Genomic DNA, 17,133 nt, shown 5'->3' on the forward strand with positions numbered 1-17,133 from the left:
GCGTTTTGTGGACCCCGCGCGCCAGCCGGACCAGCTGGCGGCCGGCGGAGTCCCGAACGATCAACCGCCCGTGGCCGCTCCGCTCGCGGGCGGTGAGCGCACGCAAGTCTGGATCGGGTGCGCCCACGGCCCCCGAAGCGGCGACCAGCTCACGCGCAACGGTTCTGCGTGCGCCCACGGCCCCCGGAGGGGCGACCAGCTCACGCGCAACGCTTCAATGTGCGCCCACGGCCCCCGGAGCGGCGACCAGCTCACGCGCAACGGTTCTGCGTGCGCTCATGGCCCCGAACGCCGCGCCGCCGAGACTGGGATGCCGGCCCCCAGGCGTCCCGGATGTCGGCACGCGGGCTGCCGATCCCGCCGCCCCAAGGTCACCTCAATTCTGAGAGGGTGTCGATGTGGGTTACGCGATGGTGATGGGTGAGGCGCTGATCGATCTGCTCGAGGCGGAAGCCGGCCGGGAGCTGATCTACCGTCAGGCGATCGGTGGCGCGCCGCTGAACGTGGCGGTGGCGGTGTCCCGGCTCGGCGGCGACGTCGAGTTCGCCGGGTCGCTCGGCACCGACGTGCTCGGCGACCGGATCGCCGCGCTGCTGGCCGAGGCCGGAGTCGGCGGCCGGGGGATCAGGCGGGTCGCCGTCCCGACGACGCTGGCCGTCACCACGTTCGAGGGGGCCGAGCCGACGTTCACGTTCTACGGTGAGCCGCCCTCCTACGCGCTGCTCGGACCCGGCGACCTCGACCTCGGCCGGGTGGCCCGCGCGGACGTGCTCTACGCCGGGTCGATCTGCCTGCTGCGGGAGCCGTTCCGGTCGGCGGCCCGGGCGGCCTGGGACGTGGCCGGGCCGGTGAAGGTGTTCGATCCCAACGTGCGGCCCACCCTGCTGCCGGACGACGCCGCCGTGGACGCGCTGCGCGAACTGGTCGAGGAGTTCTTCGCCACCGCCGACCTGGTGAAGCTCAGCTCGGCCGACGCCCTGGTGCTCTACCGCGAGCCGGACCCGGCAGCCGCCGCCGAGCGCATCCTCGCGCTCGGTGCCGGCGCGGTAGTCGTGACCTGCGGCTCAAAGGGCGCCCACGTGGCCACAGCAGCCAGCGAAGCATCAGCCAGCGAAGCATCAGCCGGCGGGGTGATGCTCCCCGCCCCGAAGGTATCCGCCGTGGACGCGACCGGCGCCGGCGACTCGGTGATGGGCGCGCTGATCAGCCGCCTGCTCGCGGAAGGACGCCCGGCGTCACGGGACGACTGGGAGCGGCACGTCCGGTTCGCCCTCGGCGTAGCCGGTCTGGTCTGCGAGCGCCAGGGCGGCGCAACAGCCATGCCCACCGAGGCCGAGCTCGCCGCCCGCTGGGACTGACACCCGCCCCCACAGCGACGCCCGCACCCACTGCGGCGCCCGCGCTAACAGCGACGCCGGCCCTCACAGCGACGCCCGCCCCCACAGCGACGCCCGCCCCACAACGACCCCGCCCAGACGACGCCCGGCAGAAGCCGCTCAGCGCTCCATCGCCCGCGCGATGAACTCCCGCCGGTCCAGCAAGATCCGTTCCACCCGCACCTCCGCGACCAGCAGCGCACCGTCGTGGACAGTCACGTCGAACAGCAGCTTCCGGCCGTCCACCTTGGTCAGCCTCGCGTGCGCGACGACCCGCCGCCCGAGCGGTGTCGGCGCCCGGTGCTCGATCACTGCCCGGCTGCCGACGGTGGTGATGCCGCCGGGGATCTGCCGGGCGGTGGCGGCCACCGTGGCGGCTTCGGCGAGGGCGAGGACGCGGGGTGTGCCGAGCACCGGCACGTCGCCGGAGCCGACGGCCTGCGCGGTGTCAGCGTCGGTGACCGTCAACTCGACCCGGGCGCTCATCCCGGGTGCGAACTCCGGAAACTCCATCCGCACAGCTTAGGGCCTGTCGCAAGAGCTAGGGCCGGCGAGCACGGGCCGCGCGGGCCCGCGTCGCCAGCTGTTCGGCGAGGGCCCACGCTTCGGCGAGGTCCCGGTCGTGTGCCACGCCGGACCGCCCGCCGGCCGTGTCCGCGTAGACGGTGGCCAGTCCCAGCCGCCGTTGCAGCGGGCCCTGGACGACCCGCACGCTCTGCATCCGCGCGTACGGCACCAGGCTCAGCTCCCGGGTGACCCGCCCCTGCCGGGTGACGAAGACGTCCGGGCTCAGCCCGGCGCCGTAGAACCGCAGGCCGATCGGGTGCAGCCAGCGGGCCCGCAGCGGTGGCGGCGAGGTGGCGATGGTGGCCAGGTCGACGCCGGGCAGCACTTCGGCGACCAGCGCCCGGGCGGTCTGGATGTCGCCGACCGGCATCAACCGGTCGGAGGTCTTGTCGTCACCGGGCTCGGGCCCGCTGTATCCGGCGATGTCCAGCCGCAGGTTCAGCCAGCGGGCCTGCCGCCACAGGAACGGCCAGATCACCCGCACGGTCTGCACGCGGTTCGGCGGCACCACCTGGTTGCGCGTCTCGGTGAGCCCGTAGTGCAGGACCAGCCGCCGGTCGTGGTCGCGGCTGAGCCGGAAGTCCCAGTCGCCGAGCACCCGCCGGATCGGCTGCAGCAGCACACCGGCCATCGCGGTGACGGTGCTGGCGATGCCGATGAACGACCAGGAGTGCTCCATCGCGAACTGGGTGATCACCCAGGCGACGCCGATCGGCAGGAAGAACGCCTGCGGCGTCAGCAGCTGGCTGATCAGCAGGTCGCGGTTGCGGACGCGATAGAGGGGGGCCTCGGCGGGTGGCGCGGCGACGACCCCGGCCGCCGGGCCGGCGCCGATTGCGCTTCCCTTGTGGGTACGGCCGGAGAGCGCCAGCAGCCGTTCCCGGAGCGCTGCCGCTTCCCGGACGGTGAGGTACGCCAGGGGCGCCTCGGTCTTGGCGCCGCCGACCACTTCGAGTCGCAGCTCGGCGAGCCCGGTGAGCTGGGCCAGCAGCGGCCGCCGCAGCTCCACGGCCTGCAGCCGGTCCAGCGGGATGGCTCGGTTGCGCCGCCAGATCAGCCCGTCGGTGATCCGCAGTTCCCGGCCGATCACCTGGTACCCGGTGTTCCACCAGCCGACCACCGAGAAGATCACCACGCCGACCGCCAGCGCGGCCACGATCATGGCGAAGTGGGTGGGTCCGAGCTGGTTGAGCGTCTGCCAGGAGAGCGCGGCGACGATCACCACGATGCTCTTGGCGCCGTTGAGCAGCGGGCTGAGCGGATGCAGCCGCTGCCGTTTCTCCATGCCGGCGCCGGGGTCGGGCTCCACCGGCGGGTATCCCGGCGGCGGGGTGCCCTGCGGCCAGGCCGGCGGGACGGAGGGCGGGAGGCCGGCGCTGCTCACAGGCCCTCGGCCCGGTCCTCGCCCAGGGCGGTCAGCCGGTCGCGCAGCCGGGACGCCTCTTCCGGCGGCAGCCCGGGCACCCGGGCGTCGCTGGCCGCCGACGCGGTGTGCAGCTGCACGGTGGCCAGCCCGAACGCGCGCTCCAGCGGCCCGGCCGTGACGTCGACGAACTGCATCCGCGCGTACGGCACGATCGACAGGTGCCGGACCAGCAGACCGTGCCGGACCAGCAGGTCGTTGTCGCGCTCGGCGTACCCCCAGGCGCTCACCGCGCGTGCCTCGATCACCGCGCGCCAGGCGCCGAGCAGCAGCACCGCGCCGATCCCGATCAGCCAGCCGGAGTGGCGGCCGAAGAAGTAGGCGACGCTGAGGCCGGCGACCAGGACGGCGACCCAGGCGGCCAGCCCGATCAGCTGAACGATGATCAGTTTGGGGGAGACCGGGCGCCACTCCACCGTGTCGGGCCACGGTTCGAGGGCATTGACTTCGGGGGCATTGACGACGCTGCGGGGCGGCTCGCTCACACCTGAAGCCTAGGAGATGGGCGCATTTCCCGCCGCTGTGAAGGGCGTGACCTCGCGCAGGAAGCCCCGCGCATCGAGAAAAGAACCGAGCGTGGATCGATGATCAGCGCAGGCCAGCCACGTTTTCCGGTAATCCGGGGTGTGGATTTTCGGGTTGTTCCAGCGGAGCTGCCAGAGGGCGGCCGCACGGCAACCTTTGGCGGAACACTGTGGTGAAAGAACCTCGACCATTCCGGAGAACCTAACGGATGGGAGTTATAGCGCCGGGCGGCCACGGGGGAAGCCGCCCGGCGACAAGGGAAATGCTACACGCTTCATTTCCGCGCGTATCCACCCGGTGACCGTGCCCGATCCAGCGGATCGCGCAGAAAGATCAACACATCCGGCCTCTTGCGCTGCGGCGGATGATGACTGCGAGGTGACACCCCCGATGCATAGGCTGGTGTGCGCGCGGCCGGGACTTTCTTAGGAACCTCCCAGCCGTGTGGTGTTGTCTGTCGTGTAAGTCTTGAGCGTCGGCATCCACGCCGGCGATCACGACCGCTTGTGGAGGACCGGTGGCGCAGCCGAGCACGCCCGAGACCGAGACCAGTCCCGACGCCGGGTCACCGGCGTCCGTGCCGGTTCCGCCCGCGCAGGACGCGTCGCAACTCGAGCGGGCCATGCCCGGCGCGCCAGCGCCGTCGGTCGTGCCCCCGGCGCAGGACGCGTCGCAGCTCGAGCGGGCCATGTTCGAGGTGAAGAGGGTCATCGTCGGCCAGGACCGGATGGTCGAGCGGATGTTCGTGGCCCTGCTGGCCCGCGGTCACTGCCTGCTGGAGGGCGTTCCCGGCGTGGCGAAGACGCTTGCCGTGGAGACCCTGGCCAAGGTGGTCGGCGGCACGTTCTCCCGGGTGCAGTTCACGCCCGACCTGGTCCCGGCGGACATCGTCGGCACCCGGATCTACCGGCAGTCGAGCGAGCGGTTCGACGTCGAGCTCGGCCCGGTCTTCGTCAACTTCCTGCTCGCCGACGAGATCAACCGGGCGCCGGCCAAGGTGCAGTCCGCCCTGCTCGAGGTGATGGCCGAGCACCAGGTGTCGATCGGCGGCAAGAGCCACGCGGTGCCCGACCCGTTCCTGGTGATGGCGACGCAGAACCCGATCGAGCAGGAGGGCGTCTACCCGCTGCCCGAGGCGCAGCGCGACCGCTTCCTGATGAAGATCCTGGTGGGCTACCCGACGGACACCGAGGAACGGGAGATCGTCTACCGGATGGGCGTGAGCGCGCCGGAGCCGAAACAGGTCTTCACCCCGGCCGACCTGCTCGCCCTGCAGCAGCGCGCCGACCAGGTGTTCGTGCACAACGCGCTGGTCGACTACACGGTCCGCCTGGTGCTGGCGACCCGCGCGCCGGCGCAGCACGGCATGCCCGACGTGGCCCAGCTGATTCAGTACGGTGCGAGCCCGCGCGCCTCGCTCGGCATCGTCCGGGCCACCCGGGCGCTCGCCCTGCTCCGCGGCCGTGACTACGCGCTGCCCCAGGACCTGCAGGACATCGCGCCGGACATCCTGCGGCACCGCCTGGTGCTCAGCTACGACGCGCTCGCCGACGACATCCCGGCCGACCACATCGTCGCCCGGATCATGCAGACCGTGCCGATGCCGTCGGTCGCGTCCCGGCAGGGCACGTCACCGCATCAGGGCCAGCCGGGTCAGGGCCAGCCGGGTCAGGGCCAGCCGCATCAGGGCCAGCCGTACCAGGGCCAGCCGTACCAGGGTCAGCCGCACACCGGGCCGAACGGGCAGGGCGCCCCGCCGGCGCAGCCGATCAGCGGCGTCCCGGCGGCCGCGTTCGACAACCGCCAGCACTATCCGCAGGCCGGCGGCCCGGGCTGGCACGGACAGCCATGACGTCCCCCGGCCTGTCGCCCGTCACGCCGGACGAGTCGGCGCGGGCCGAGGCCGTCCTCGGCCGCCTGCAACTGCTCGTCACCCGCAAGCTCGACGGCCTGCTCCAGGGCGACTACGTCGGCCTGCTGCCCGGTCCGGGCACCGAGGCCGGCGAGTCCCGGGAGTACCGGCCGGGCGACGACGTGCGCCGGATGGACTGGCCGGTCACGGCGCGCACCACGACGCCGCACGTGCGCCGCACGGTGGCCGACCGGGAACTCGAGACGTGGATGGCGATCGACCTGTCGGCCAGCCTGGACTTCGGGACCGCGCGGTGGCTCAAGAGTGATCTGGTGATCGCCGCGGCGACGGCGATAACGCACCTCACCGCACGAGGTGGCAATCGGATCGGCGCGGTGGTGGGTACCGGTCCGGGCGTACCGGAGAAGGGTCTGAGCGGCAATTGGTGGCGCCGGAAGGCGGCGGCGGCGCCCAGCCCCGCGCCCGGCCCGCCGATGGTCCGGATGCCGGCGCGGCCGGGCCGCAAGGAGGCGCAGGGCCTGCTGCGGGCGATCGCCAAGACCAAGATCCGGCCCGGGCGTGCCGACCTGGGCGAGCTGATCGAGATGCTGAACCGGCCGCCACGCCGCCGTGGCGTGGCCGTGGTGATCTCCGACTTCCTGGCGCCGGTCGAGGGCTGGGCGCGCTCGATGCGCAAGCTGGGCGTCCGCCACGACGTGCTGGCGATCGAGGTGGTCGATCCGCGCGAGCTGGAACTGCCGGACGTCGGGGTGCTGACCCTGGCCGACCCGGAGACCGGCGCGCTGCACGAGGTGCAGACCGCCGACCCCAAACTGCGCCAGCGGTACGCGGAGGCGGCCGGGGAGCAGCGGGCCGCGATCGCCCGTGCCCTGCGTGCCGCCGGCGCCGCCCACCTGCGGCTGCGCACCGACACCGACTGGCTGCTCGACATGGTCCGCTTCGTGGCCGCTCAGCGCCACGCCCGTACCCGAGGGACCACACGATGATCCGTTTCCTGGAGCCGTGGTGGCTGCTGACGCTGCTGCCGGTTCTCGCCATGGCCGGCCTGTACGTCTGGCGGCAGTTCCGCAAGCGCAACTACGCGATGCGCTTCACCAACGTCGACCTGCTGCGCACCCTGGCGCCGCGAGGCCTGGGCTGGCGCCGGCACGTGTCGGCCGCCGCGTTCCTGCTGATGCTCGGCGCGCTCGCGGCGGCGACCGCCCGCCCGTCGGTCGACACCGAGCAGCCGCTGGAACGCGCCACCGTCATGCTCGCCATCGACGTGTCGCTCTCGATGCAGGCCGACGACGTGGCGCCGAGCCGGATCGAGGCGGCGCAGGAGGCGGCGAAAGCGTTCGTGAACGAGTTGCCGCCCACCTACAACCTGGGCCTGGTCTCGTTCGCCAAGGCGGCGAACGTGCTGGTCTCGCCGACCAAGGACCGGTCCGCGGTGATCACCGCGATCGACGGTCTGACGCTGGCCGAGGCGACGGCGACGGGTGAGGCCGTGTTCACCTCGCTGGACGCGATCCGCTCGGTGCCGTCGGACGGCGCGGACGGCGCTCCGCCGGCCCGGATCGTGCTGCTCTCCGACGGGTACCGGACGTCCGGGCGGTCGATCGAGGACGCGGCCACCGCGGCGTCCTCGGCGAACGTGCCGGTCTCCACGATCGCGTTCGGCACCGACACCGGTGTGGTGGACATCCGTGGCTCGGTGCAGCAGGTGCCGGTGGACCGGCTGTCGCTGCAGGAGCTGGCGGACAACACCAAGGGCCACTTCTACGAGGCCGCGTCGGTCAGCGAGCTGAAACAGGTCTATGAGGACATGGGCAGCTCGATCGGCCACCGGACCGAGCCACGCGAGGTGACCCAGTGGTACGCGGCGACAGGCCTGCTGCTCGGCCTGATCGGCGCGGGCCTCAGCCTGCTGTGGACGTCCCGGCTGCCCTGAGTTCCGGCTGCCTGAGGCCCGGCTGCCTGAGGACTAAGAGTTGTGCGCGAGCACGAAGAGCATGACCACCCATGCCGACAGCAGGGTGAAACCGAGGGGCGCGACGAGGTTCTTCACGGGAAACACCACACTTCCGCTGGTGACTGTGCGAGGCGGGGGTAACGCGCATGTCACGTCGCGGCCGAGCCCGGCACCCGGCGTCGTGGCGCACACGACGCAGCCGGCCGGCCGGGAAACGGCGGGACCGGTGGGTGCGGGGTGGGAAAGCGTCTGGTCAGCGGTCAGAAACGCTGACGAGCGTCCCGGCCACGACTAGGAGGATCGCTATCTCGCACAGCGATCACCTCCATAGCTCGTTCTGGCCTGGGAACCGCCTGGGAGCGTACTCCTTAAGCGCCACTTAAAGAAATCGGGTCACCCGACCTGACTATTCCCCGGCGGCGACCAGCCCGGTCTCGTAGGCGAGCACGACCGCCTGGGCCCGGTCCCGCAGCCCCAGTTTCCCGAGGATCTTCCCGATGTGGGTCTTCACGGTCTGCTCGGCGACCACCAGGTCAGCGGCGATCTCCTGGTTGGAGCGGCCCCGGGCGATCAGCCGCAGCACGTCGGTCTCGCGCGGGGTGAGGGCGTTCAGCTCGACCGGCCGCGGCTTGTTCCGCGCCGGGCGGGCGGCGAACTCGGCGATCAGCCGCCGGGTCACCGACGGGGCCAGCAGGGCCTCACCGGACGCCACCACCCGGACCGCGGTGACCAGGTCGTCAGCGGGCGCGTCCTTGAGCAGGAACCCGCTGGCGCCGGCCCGCAGCGCCTCGTAGACGTAGTCGTCGAGATCGAACGTGGTGAGAATCAGCACCTTCGGCCCGCCGACGAGCCGCCGGGTGGCTTCCAGCCCGTCCATCACCGGCATCCGGACGTCCATCAGCACCACGTCCGGGTTGAGCCGGCGTGCGGCGGCCACCGCGTCGGCGCCGTTCGCGGCGTCGCCGACGACGAGCAGGTCGGGCTGGGCCGCGAGCAGCGCGCCGAAGCCCTGCCGGACCATCGCCTGGTCGTCGGCGATCAACACCTTGATCATCGTGTCTCCCGGGGCATCGTTGCGATCACCTGGTAGCCGCCGTGGCCGTCGGGTCCGGCGGTCAGCTCCCCGCCGAGCAGCGCGACGCGTTCGCGCATCCCGACCAGGCCGTGGCCGCCGGTGTGGCTGTCGTCCGGCTCCTGCGTCAGCTCGTTCCGCACGCGCAACTCCAGCCGGGACCGGTCGGCGCGAGCTTCGAGACGCACCGGGCCGCCGGGCGCGTGCCGCGCCGCGTTGGCGAGAGCTTCCTGCACGATCCGGTACGCGGCCAGGCCCACCGCCTCGGGGAGATCCGGCAGCTCCGGCAACTCGTCGTCGACGGGCAGTCCCGCGCGTTTCGCGGTGGACACGAGATCGGTGATCTGGGCGTACCCCGGCTGTGGGGTTGTCAGTGTCTCCTGCTGGTCGGCGCGGAGCACGCCGAGCAGGCGTCGCATGTCGGTCATCGCCTCCCGGGCGGCCGCCGCGATCGTGGTGAGTTCCTGTTTCGCGGATTCCGGCAGATCCGTCACCCGGTACGGCGCGGTCTCCGCCTGCACCGCGATCATCGACATGTGGTGCGCCACCACGTCGTGCATCTCCCGCGCGATCCGGGCGCGTTCCTCCAGCACCGCGCGCTTGGCCCGCTCCCGTTCGTTCAGCTCGCTCTGCTCCGCGAGCAGCTCGCGGGTGCGGCGGCGGCGGGAGATGATGTCGCCGATCGCGGCCACGGCGACGATCAGCACGGCGGCGCCCCAGGCGTTGGCGTCCGGCGCGAAGAGGAAAACCGGGACCAGGGTGAGCGTGGTCGCCCAGACGGTGACGACCGACTCGCTGGTGGCGGCGAGCCGGATCATCACGAACAGCGTGCCGGCGACCTGCACCGTGTTCCAGGGCCAGGACTGCGCCGGACCAGCGTCGATCACTCCGGCGAACATCATCACGAGGGCGATCCGCCAGGCCAGGACCGGTCTGCGGTACGCCACAGCGGCCGGCAGCACCGAGCCGATCGCGAGCAGGACATCCAGCGCCACCGGCAGTTCCCGGGTGGCCGCGAGGTAGCTGCCGGCGGCCCAGCCGATGCCGGCCAGGGCGAGCAGGAGCAGCGGCAACGCGTATCCGAACCATCGACGCGAGGCCGGTGGCCTGGGAATCTCCTGCTTGAACGTTAGGTAAGTCAGCGGCCCCGTCACGCCGCTGTGCGCGGAAGGGCCGTTAGTCTCCATTCCCAGCAGGTTATGACCACGTGTCGAAGGGGTGGGGTTGTGGCTCGGACCGTTCTGGTGACCGGAGGAAACCGCGGCATCGGCCTGGCCATCGCCCAGGCTTTCGCGAAGCAGGGCGACCGGGTCGCCGTGACTCATCGCGGGTCGGGCGCGCCCGAGGGCCTGTTGGGTGTGCAGTGCGACATCACCGATCCGGAGGCCGTCGACGCCGCGTTCACGTTCGTCGAGAACGAGCTGGGCCCGGTCGAGGTCCTGGTGGCGAACGCCGGCATCACCGATGACACGCTGCTGCTGCGGATGAGCGAGGAGCAGTTCGAGCGTGTCATCGACACCAACCTCAAGGGCTCGTTCCGGGTCGCGAAGCGGGCCAGCGGCAAGATGCTGCGCGCCAAGTGGGGCCGGATGATCTTCATTTCCTCGGTCGTGGGCCTGTACGGCGGCCCCGGTCAGGTGAACTACGCGGCGAGCAAGGCCGGCCTGGTCGGCATGGCCCGCAGCATCACCCGCGAGCTGGGCACCCGCAACATCACCGCGAACGTGGTGGCGCCCGGTTTCATCGAGACCGAGATGACGGCCGTGCTGCCGGATTCCCGTAAGGCGGAGATCATCAAGTCCGTCCCGGCCGGGCGCCTCGCGAGCGTGGACGAGGTCGCCGCCGCGGTGACCTTCCTGGCCAGCGACGGCGCGGCGTACATCTCGGGCGCCGTGCTGCCGGTCGACGGTGGCCTCGGAATGGGCCACTGACTTTTTTCAGTTCGTCAGGAGAGAATTTCGTGTCTGGACTTCTGGCCGGTAAGCGGCTGCTCATCACGGGTGTCATCACCGACGCCTCGATCGCGTTCTCGGCGGCGAAGGTCGCGCAGGAGGCCGGCGCCACAGTGGTGCTGACCGGCTTCGGCCGGCTCTCGCTCGTCGAGCGGATCGCCAAGCGGCTGCCCGAACCGGCCCCGGTGATCGAGCTCGACGTGACGAACCCGGAGCACCTCGGCGGCCTGGCCGACAAGGTCCGCGAGCACGTCGACGGGCTGGACGGCGTGCTGCACTCGATCGGCTTCGCGCCGCAGAGCTGCCTCGGCGGCGGGTTCCTGGACGCGCCGTGGGAGGACGTGGCAACGGCGCTGCAGATCTCCACGTTCTCGTACAAGTCGCTCGCCATGGCGGCGCTGCCGCTGATGAGCCGGGGTGGCTCGGTCGTCGGCCTGACCTTCGACGCGACCAAGGCGTGGCCGGTCTACGACTGGATGGGCGTGGCGAAGGCCGGCCTGGAGTCGGCGAACCGCTACCTCGCGCTGCACCTGGGCAAGCAGGGCATCCGCAGCAACCTGGTCTCGGCCGGCCCGCTGCGCACGATGGCCGCCAAGTCCATCCCCGGGTTCGAGCAGTTCGAGGAGGCGTGGGCCGAGCGCGCGCCGCTCGGCTGGGACCTGGGCGACCCGGAGCCGACCGCGCGGGCCATCTGCGCGCTGCTCTCCGACTGGTTCCCGGCCACCACGGGTGAGGTTGTACACGTCGACGGGGGTTACCACGCGCTCGGTGCGTGAACCGGTGGCAGGATGGGCGGGTGGTATACGACGCCTTCGTCCTGCTCTCCTTCGGCGGGCCTGAGAAGCCCGATGACGTGATGCCGTTCCTGCGCAACGTGGTGCGCGGGCGCGGAGTTCCGGATGAGCGCCTCGCCGAGGTGTACGAGCACTACATGCACTTCGGCGGGGTCTCACCGATCAACCAGCAATGCCGTGACCTGCTCGCCGCCCTCGGTGACGAGTTCGGCCGGCACGGCATCGACCTGCCGCTCTACTGGGGCAACCGCAACTGGCAGCCGATGCTGGCCGACACCGTGGCGCAGATGCGCGACGACGGTGTGGAGACCGCTCTCGGGTTCGCCACCAGCGCGTACGGCGGCTATTCCTCCTGCAAGCAGTATTGGGAGGACATCGCGGCCGCCCGCAAGGCCGTCGGGCCGGGCGCCCCCAAGATCCTGAAGCTGCGGCAGTTCCACGACCACCCCGGTTTCATCGAGCCGAACATCGAGTCGGTCCGCACCGCCCTCGCGACCCTCGACGCGTCGCGGCGTGCCACCACCCGGCTGGTCTTCACCGCACACTCCATCCCGGTCAGCATGGCGAAGACGGCCGGGCCGACAGGCGGCCGCTACAACGCCCAACTGGAGGAGACGGCCCGGCTCGTGCACGCCGCGGCCGCCGCCGACCTGGAGTACGACCTGGTCTGGCAGAGCCGTTCCGGACCGCCGCAGATCCCGTGGCTGGAGCCGGACATCAACGACCACCTGGAGTCGCTCGCCGAGAAAGGCGTCACCGACGTGGTGGTCAGCCCGATCGGTTTCGTCTCCGACCACCTCGAAGTGATCTGGGACCTCGACAACGAGGCCAAGGACACCGCGGCCCGGCTCGGCCTCGGGTACGCGCGTGCCACTACCCCCGGAACCCACCCCCGATTCGTCGCGATGGTCCGCGAGCTGGTCCAGGAGCGTACCGCCGGAGCGTCACACACGACGCTCGGTACGCTCCCGACCTGGGACCTCTGTCCCACCGACTGCTGCCCGCCCCCACAGCGACGAGGAGCCCCCTCATGACGGACCGCAAGCCCACCGAGAGCTGGCTCACCGACATGGACGGCGTGCTCGTCCACGAGGGTGTGCCGGTGCCCGGCGCGCCCGAGTTCGTGAACCGGATGAAGGAGTCCGGCAAGCCGTTCCTGATCCTCACGAACAACTCGATCTACACGCCTCGTGACCTTCAGGCCCGGCTCGTCCGGATGGGTTTCGACGTGCCCGAGCAGTCGATCTGGACGGCGGCGCTGGCGACCGCGCAGTTCCTCTCCGACCAGCGGCCCGGCGGCACCGCTTACGTGATCGGCGAAGCCGGGCTGACCACCGCGATGCACGCCTCCGGTTACGTGCTCACCGAGTTCGAGCCGGACTACGTGGTGCTCGGCGAGACCCGCACCTACAGCTTCGAGGCGATCACCAAGGCGATCCGCCTGATCAACGGCGGCGCCAAGTTCATCTGTACGAACCCGGACGCCACCGGCCCGTCCAACGAGGGCCTGCTCCCGGCCGCCGGCTCGGTCGCCGCGATGATATCCAAGGCGACGGGTGTGAAGCCGTACTTCGTCGGCAAGCCGAACCCGATGATGATGCGCTCGGCGCTGAACGCGATCGGCGCGCACAGCGAGACCACCACGATGATCGGCGACCGGATGGACACCGACGTGCTGTGCGGCCTCGAAGCCGGGCTGGAGACGATCCTGGTGCTCACCGGGATCAGCAGCCGGATGGAGAGCGAGACGTACCCGTACCGGCCGTCGCGCATCGTGAACTCCGTCGCCGATCTGATCGACGAGATCTGAGTGCCCGCGTGGGAGGAGTCCTACCTGGGACAACTGCGGGAGATCGCCGGACCGGAACGGGTGCTGATGACCGTCGGCGCCCGTGCCGTCCTGCGTGACTCCGGCGGCCGGGTGCTGCTGATCAAGCGGAGCGACAACGGCCGGTGGGCGCTGCCGGCCGGGACCATGGAGCTCGGCCAGACACTGCACGACTGCGCGATCCGCGAGGTCTTCGAGGAGACCGGGCTGACCGCGCACCGGATCACACCGTTCGCCGTCTACTCCGGCGGGCACGTGTCCACGAACGTGTACGGGCACCGGTACCAGCACATCTCGCTCGCGGTCCGGGTCGATGAGTGGTCCGGTGAGCTGCTCCGGGAGACCGACGAGACCACCGACGCCGGGTTCCACCCGCTCGACGCGCTCCCGGAAGGCAGCACCCACTCGGTGCACGCCACCCTGGCCGACCTGGCCCGCTTCGAGGCCGGCGCGTCCTTCCTGCTCGCATGACGGGTCCTGCTCGCATGACGGTCTTCGCCGGAGTCGTGGCGGCGGCGTGGGTCTGCGTCCGGGACCGGCGCGTCCTGGTCGTGCGCGCGCACGGCTCGGACGCGTTCTACCTGCCCGGCGGCAAACCGGAGCCGGGGGAGACGCACGCCGAGGCGGCCGCCCGGGAGGCGTTCGAAGAGGTCGGCATCCCGGTCGACCCGGCGTGGCTGCGGCCGTTCGCCACGATCGAGGCCCCGGCACACAACCGGCCGCCGGGCACCCGGGTCCGCCTGGTCACGTTCATCGCCGACGTGCCGGGCGAGCCGGCCCCGGCCAACGAGATAGCCGAGCTGGCGTGGTTCACGTCGGCGGACGAGGCCCGCTGCGCCCCGGCGATCAAGCTCCTCCTGACCCGCCTGCACGAGGCCGGCCTGATCGACTGACCCGCCCGAGCAGGCGTGCCCCGAGCGGGTGTGCCCCGAGCGGGTGTGCCCCGAGCGGGCGTGCCCCGAGCGGGCGTGCCCCGAGCGGGCGTGCCCCGAGCGGGCGTGCCCCGAGCGCGAGCCGTAGTCCAGGCAGGTTCCGGGGCGGTTTGCCTGCGTCGGCTACGGCTGGCGGGTCTGAGCCGTAGCCAGTGCAGGTTGAAGCGCCGTTTTGCCTGTGTGGGCTACGGCTGGCTTCCGGGAGCCGTAGTCCAGGCAGGTTGCGGGGCGGTTTTGCCTGCGCTGGCTACGGCTGGCGGATCTGAGCCGTAGCGCGTGCAGGTTATGGCGCGGCTTTGCCTGCGCTGGCTACGGCTCGGGGTGAGCGGCGGCGCGGAATGGGCGGCCGGGCGCGCTGGAGTGGTCAGCGGTGCTGGGTGAAGAAGCGTTCGGCTATCGCCGTGTGGATGCTGAATCCCAGCTCGGTCGGGCCGTAGAGCACCTCGCGACTGAGCGTCTCCCCGGTCGGAGGGGGCGGCGGCAGGGCGGCGGCGCCGATCAGGGGCGGGAACAGGCCGAAGATGAGGATCGTGCCGTCCGGGGCGCTGATGGTGTCGAAAAGGCGTACCAGGGAAGGCTCTTGAACCACGCCGGTCTCCTCGCTCAGCTCGCGCACCGCGGCGGCCTGCCAGGTCTCGCCCAGCTCGATGAAGCCGCCCGGCAGGGCGAGCCGGCCCTCGGCCGGCGGCAGGCCGCGTCGCACCACGAGCAGGCCGGCGCCGACCGGCTGGACCGCGACGGCGACCGGACTGGGATTGCGGTAGGTCGTCTCGCCGCACGCGGTGCAGCGACGCGGCCGGCCCGGCGCGGACCCGGCAACGGAACCGGACCCGGCAACGGAACCGGACCCGGCAACGGAACCGGACCCGGCAACGGAACCGGACCCGGCAACGGAACCAGACCCGGCAGCGGAACCGGAGCCGGCAGCGGGACCGGCGCCGGCGGGAGGGCCGGACTCGGCGACCGGACCCGGCGCGGGGATCGTGGCGGGGGTGAAGCGGGCGCCGCAGAACGTGCAGTGCGCGTGCCGGTCCGGCATGTTACGGCCGGAGCGGCGAGTTGCAGGCCGCCACCAGCGCCTGCCGGCAGGCCGCCGTCAAGGGCCGCAGCGCCGCGTCGCGGGCCTGGGCCTCGAAACCGTTCACCGCGCCGCCCGGCGCGTTCGTCTCGGCGAGCGCCAGCACCTGGTCGAGCACGCTGGCGCGGGCGAACAGGCGACGGGAGCGGGGGTCGAAGCCGGGCGGCAGGGTCGCGGTGCTCTCCGGGCGGCGCAGCGCCTGCAGCGCGCCGGCCAGCTCCGGTTTCCACTGGGCGACGTCGAGCCGGGTGAGCTGCGCGGTGGCCTCGCCGAGCGCGGCGGTCAGCTCCGCCTCGGCCTCGGCGGCGCCCATCTGGAAGACCGGGCGGTGCTCGGGCGCCGGTATGAACCGCCACAGCACCGTTTCGAACTCCACCCCGGACCCGGACGTGTGCCGGCGGACCTCGGGCACCACCCCGAACTCGGGTGTCATCACCACCTCGCCGGCGAGCAGCGCGGCGCTGGTCAGCTCGCCCGGTCCGGGCAGGCCGCGCGGGTCGCCGGGCACCGGCAGGACGAGGCGGATGTCGTCGGGATGCAGTTTCGCGAGGGCCGGCAGCGCCTGTGCGAGAGGAACGTCGGTCCAGGTGCCGGGAGCGTCCGCGACCAGGTGTTCCTCGCCGTCGGCGATCTCGTCGGCGATCTCGTCGAACGGCACGATGCCGGCGCGCCAGGCGCGCACCCAGGTCACGAACCTGGTGGACCGGCGGGCGGTGCGAATGGCCGCCCCAGCTACGGGTGACATGCGAGCAAGGGTACGTGCCGGCACGGAAGGTTGTCTCGGCTCGGAGCGTCACCGCTGGTGTGTTCGTGATCGCGGGTTACCGTGCGGGACATGTATGGGGAGGATGTGCTCGCGGGTGGCCGGCGCCGCCGCAAGCCGATACCGGAGGTGGACGCGGAGCCGGATCTGGTCGTCGAGGACGCCGATTCGGGGTTCTGCGGAGCGGTGGTCGGCTGGGAGCTCGGCGCCGTGGTGCTGGAGGACCGCTTCGGGAAGCGTCGCAACTTCCCGCTGACGCCGGGGGCGTTCCTGCTGGACGGTGTCGCGGTGACGCTGCGCAGGCCGGTCGCCGTGCAGAAACAACAACGACGTGTCACGGCTTCCGGCTCGATCGCGGTGGCGGGCGTCAAGGCGCAGGTCGCGAAGGCGAGCCGGATCTGGGTGGAGGGCATCCACGACGCCGCGCTCGTCGAGCGGATCTGGGGTGACGACCTGCGGATCGAGGGCGTCGTGGTGGAGCCGCTGGACGGCATCGACGACCTGGCCGCCGCGGTCGCCGCGTTCCGGCCCGGCCCGCGGCGCAGGCTGGGCGTGCTCGTCGACCACCTGGTGCCGGGTTCCAAGGAGAGCCGGATCGTGTCCGCGGTGAAGGACCCGGACGTGCTGGTCACCGGCCACCCCTACATCGACATCTGGCAGGCGGTGAAGCCGGAGCGGGTGGGTCTGCGGGCCTGGCCGGTGATCCCGCCGGGTCGTCCGTGGAAGGAGGGCGTCTGCGAGGCCGTGGGCGTGCGCGAGCCGGCCGACATGTGGCGCCGGATCCTCGGGTCGGTGCACACCTACAAGGACGTCGAGACCCCGCTGATCAACTCGATGGAGCGGCTGATCGATTTCGTCACTGTGTAAATGGCTCGCCTTCGGCTCGCGGGCATCGCGCCCCTTGTCGCCGGTGTGGGGGGGGGGGGGAAACAGCCCCGCGGGGGCCGGGGGGGTTTGGGGCCCCCGCCACCCCCCGGGGGGGGGGGGCGGGGGTGT

19 protein-coding genes are annotated in these 17,133 nt (G+C 71.8%); 11 read left to right on the forward strand and 8 right to left on the reverse strand.

The window, feature by feature from the left end:
- Positions 1-398 precede the first annotated feature (398 nt).
- Positions 399-1,358 carry a carbohydrate kinase gene (locus AB0F72_RS37405; RefSeq protein ID WP_360442225.1) on the forward strand — a complete coding sequence of 320 codons (960 nt, stop codon included), beginning with the start codon at positions 399-401 and terminating at the stop codon, positions 1,356-1,358.
- Between the two features lie 138 nt (positions 1,359-1,496).
- Here the strand turns inward: AB0F72_RS37405 and AB0F72_RS37410 are convergent, their stop codons facing one another.
- The 4 genes from AB0F72_RS37410 to AB0F72_RS37425 are packed head-to-tail and all read right to left on the reverse strand — an operon-like array spanning position 1,497 to position 4,082.
- The gene (locus AB0F72_RS37410) at positions 1,497-1,889 is read right to left on the reverse strand and encodes a hotdog domain-containing protein (protein ID WP_360442228.1); all 393 of its coding nucleotides are present in this window, start codon (positions 1,887-1,889) and stop codon (positions 1,497-1,499) included.
- Between the two features lie 28 nt (positions 1,890-1,917).
- Positions 1,918-3,327 carry a PH domain-containing protein gene (locus AB0F72_RS37415; RefSeq protein WP_360442231.1) on the reverse strand — a complete coding sequence of 470 codons (1,410 nt, stop codon included), beginning with the start codon at positions 3,325-3,327 and terminating at the stop codon, positions 1,918-1,920.
- Positions 3,324-3,851, reverse strand: coding sequence for a PH domain-containing protein (locus AB0F72_RS37420; RefSeq protein ID WP_360442234.1), 528 nt, complete (start codon positions 3,849-3,851; stop codon positions 3,324-3,326). Before AB0F72_RS37420 ends, AB0F72_RS37415 begins: the two co-directional genes overlap by 4 nt.
- A 9-nt stretch (positions 3,852-3,860) precedes the next feature.
- Positions 3,861-4,082, reverse strand: coding sequence for a hypothetical protein (locus AB0F72_RS37425; RefSeq protein WP_360442237.1), 222 nt, complete (start codon positions 4,080-4,082; stop codon positions 3,861-3,863).
- Positions 4,083-4,513: 431 nt separating this feature from the next.
- Here AB0F72_RS37425 and AB0F72_RS37430 point away from each other — a divergent pair, with 431 nt between their 5' ends.
- The 3 genes from AB0F72_RS37430 to AB0F72_RS37440 are packed head-to-tail and all read left to right on the forward strand — an operon-like array spanning position 4,514 to position 7,697.
- Entirely contained in the window at positions 4,514-5,743 is a 1,230-nt protein-coding gene (locus AB0F72_RS37430) for a MoxR family ATPase (protein ID WP_360442286.1), read from the forward strand.
- Positions 5,740-6,750: a DUF58 domain-containing protein gene (locus tag AB0F72_RS37435; protein WP_360442240.1), complete on the forward strand. Its 1,011-nt coding sequence runs from the start codon at positions 5,740-5,742 to the stop codon at positions 6,748-6,750. The genes AB0F72_RS37430 and AB0F72_RS37435 overlap by 4 nt, the downstream gene beginning before the upstream one ends.
- Complete coding sequence (locus AB0F72_RS37440) at positions 6,747-7,697, forward strand: VWA domain-containing protein (RefSeq protein WP_360442242.1); 951 nt, start codon at positions 6,747-6,749, stop codon at positions 7,695-7,697. Before AB0F72_RS37435 ends, AB0F72_RS37440 begins: the two co-directional genes overlap by 4 nt.
- Positions 7,698-8,124: 427 nt before the next feature.
- On the opposite strand, the gene AB0F72_RS37445 is transcribed toward AB0F72_RS37440, so the two are convergent.
- The gene (locus tag AB0F72_RS37445; RefSeq protein ID WP_360442245.1) at positions 8,125-8,772 is read right to left on the reverse strand and encodes a response regulator transcription factor; all 648 of its coding nucleotides are present in this window, start codon (positions 8,770-8,772) and stop codon (positions 8,125-8,127) included.
- Entirely contained in the window at positions 8,769-9,863 is a 1,095-nt protein-coding gene (locus AB0F72_RS37450) for a histidine kinase (protein ID WP_360442248.1), read from the reverse strand. Before AB0F72_RS37450 ends, AB0F72_RS37445 begins: the two co-directional genes overlap by 4 nt.
- A 153-nt stretch (positions 9,864-10,016) precedes the next feature.
- Between AB0F72_RS37450 and AB0F72_RS37455 the strand changes: the two genes are divergently transcribed.
- From AB0F72_RS37455 to AB0F72_RS37480, 6 genes are all read left to right on the forward strand, one after another.
- The gene (locus tag AB0F72_RS37455; protein WP_360442251.1) at positions 10,017-10,721 is read left to right on the forward strand and encodes a beta-ketoacyl-ACP reductase; all 705 of its coding nucleotides are present in this window, start codon (positions 10,017-10,019) and stop codon (positions 10,719-10,721) included.
- A gap of 29 nt (positions 10,722-10,750) precedes the next feature.
- The gene (fabI, locus tag AB0F72_RS37460) at positions 10,751-11,518 is read left to right on the forward strand and encodes an enoyl-ACP reductase FabI (protein ID WP_360442253.1); all 768 of its coding nucleotides are present in this window, start codon (positions 10,751-10,753) and stop codon (positions 11,516-11,518) included.
- A 20-nt stretch (positions 11,519-11,538) separates the two neighbouring features.
- Positions 11,539-12,570 carry a ferrochelatase gene (locus AB0F72_RS37465; RefSeq protein ID WP_360442256.1) on the forward strand — a complete coding sequence of 344 codons (1,032 nt, stop codon included), beginning with the start codon at positions 11,539-11,541 and terminating at the stop codon, positions 12,568-12,570.
- Complete coding sequence (locus tag AB0F72_RS37470) at positions 12,567-13,346, forward strand: HAD-IIA family hydrolase (RefSeq protein WP_360442259.1); 780 nt, start codon at positions 12,567-12,569, stop codon at positions 13,344-13,346. Before AB0F72_RS37465 ends, AB0F72_RS37470 begins: the two co-directional genes overlap by 4 nt.
- A 66-nt stretch (positions 13,347-13,412) precedes the next feature.
- On the forward strand, positions 13,413-13,835 hold the full coding sequence (locus AB0F72_RS37475) for an NUDIX domain-containing protein (RefSeq protein ID WP_360442289.1): 423 nt from the start codon (positions 13,413-13,415) through the stop codon (positions 13,833-13,835).
- Positions 13,832-14,257 carry an NUDIX domain-containing protein gene (locus tag AB0F72_RS37480; protein ID WP_360442262.1) on the forward strand — a complete coding sequence of 142 codons (426 nt, stop codon included), beginning with the start codon at positions 13,832-13,834 and terminating at the stop codon, positions 14,255-14,257. The genes AB0F72_RS37475 and AB0F72_RS37480 overlap by 4 nt, the downstream gene beginning before the upstream one ends.
- 403 nt (positions 14,258-14,660) lie before the next feature.
- On the opposite strand, the gene AB0F72_RS37485 is transcribed toward AB0F72_RS37480, so the two are convergent.
- Together AB0F72_RS37485 and AB0F72_RS37490 are read right to left on the reverse strand one after the other, a co-directional pair.
- A complete protein-coding gene (locus AB0F72_RS37485; protein ID WP_360442265.1) occupies positions 14,661-15,335 on the reverse strand; it encodes an NUDIX domain-containing protein in 675 nt (224 codons plus the stop codon).
- 1 nt (position 15,336) lies between these two features.
- Positions 15,337-16,119 carry a hypothetical protein gene (locus AB0F72_RS37490; protein WP_360442268.1) on the reverse strand — a complete coding sequence of 261 codons (783 nt, stop codon included), beginning with the start codon at positions 16,117-16,119 and terminating at the stop codon, positions 15,337-15,339.
- Positions 16,120-16,209: 90 nt separating this feature from the next.
- On the opposite strand from AB0F72_RS37490, the gene AB0F72_RS37495 reads away from it, so the two are divergent.
- Positions 16,210-17,004, forward strand: a complete 795-nt coding sequence (locus AB0F72_RS37495) for a DUF3097 domain-containing protein (RefSeq protein WP_360442271.1) — start codon at positions 16,210-16,212, stop codon at positions 17,002-17,004.
- Positions 17,005-17,133: the final 129 nt, after the last annotated feature.

The sequence above is a fragment of the Actinoplanes sp. NPDC023936 genome (genome assembly GCF_040639325.1).
GTDB lineage: Bacteria > Actinomycetota > Actinomycetes > Mycobacteriales > Micromonosporaceae > Actinoplanes.

Bases quoted from the DNA above. Each gene is read 5' to 3' on its own strand.
- AB0F72_RS37475 (WP_360442289.1), top strand. From the start codon at position 13,413: ATGACCGTCGGCGCCCGTGCCGTCCTGCGTGACTCCGGCGGCCGGGTG.
- AB0F72_RS37445 (WP_360442245.1), bottom strand. From the start codon at position 8,772: ATGATCAAGGTGTTGATCGCCGACGACCAGGCGATGGTCCGGCAGGGC.
- AB0F72_RS37485 (WP_360442265.1), bottom strand. From the start codon at position 15,335: ATGCCGGACCGGCACGCGCACTGCACGTTCTGCGGCGCCCGCTTCACC.
- AB0F72_RS37440 (WP_360442242.1), top strand. From the start codon at position 6,747: ATGATCCGTTTCCTGGAGCCGTGGTGGCTGCTGACGCTGCTGCCGGTT.
- AB0F72_RS37490 (WP_360442268.1), bottom strand. From the start codon at position 16,119: ATGTCACCCGTAGCTGGGGCGGCCATTCGCACCGCCCGCCGGTCCACC.
- AB0F72_RS37495 (WP_360442271.1), top strand. From the start codon at position 16,210: ATGTATGGGGAGGATGTGCTCGCGGGTGGCCGGCGCCGCCGCAAGCCG.
- AB0F72_RS37430 (WP_360442286.1), top strand. From the start codon at position 4,514: ATGCCCGGCGCGCCAGCGCCGTCGGTCGTGCCCCCGGCGCAGGACGCG.
- AB0F72_RS37435 (WP_360442240.1), top strand. From the start codon at position 5,740: ATGACGTCCCCCGGCCTGTCGCCCGTCACGCCGGACGAGTCGGCGCGG.
- AB0F72_RS37410 (WP_360442228.1), bottom strand. From the start codon at position 1,889: ATGGAGTTTCCGGAGTTCGCACCCGGGATGAGCGCCCGGGTCGAGTTG.
- AB0F72_RS37425 (WP_360442237.1), bottom strand. From the start codon at position 4,082: ATGGTCGAGGTTCTTTCACCACAGTGTTCCGCCAAAGGTTGCCGTGCG.
- AB0F72_RS37480 (WP_360442262.1), top strand. From the start codon at position 13,832: ATGACGGGTCCTGCTCGCATGACGGTCTTCGCCGGAGTCGTGGCGGCG.
- AB0F72_RS37470 (WP_360442259.1), top strand. From the start codon at position 12,567: ATGACGGACCGCAAGCCCACCGAGAGCTGGCTCACCGACATGGACGGC.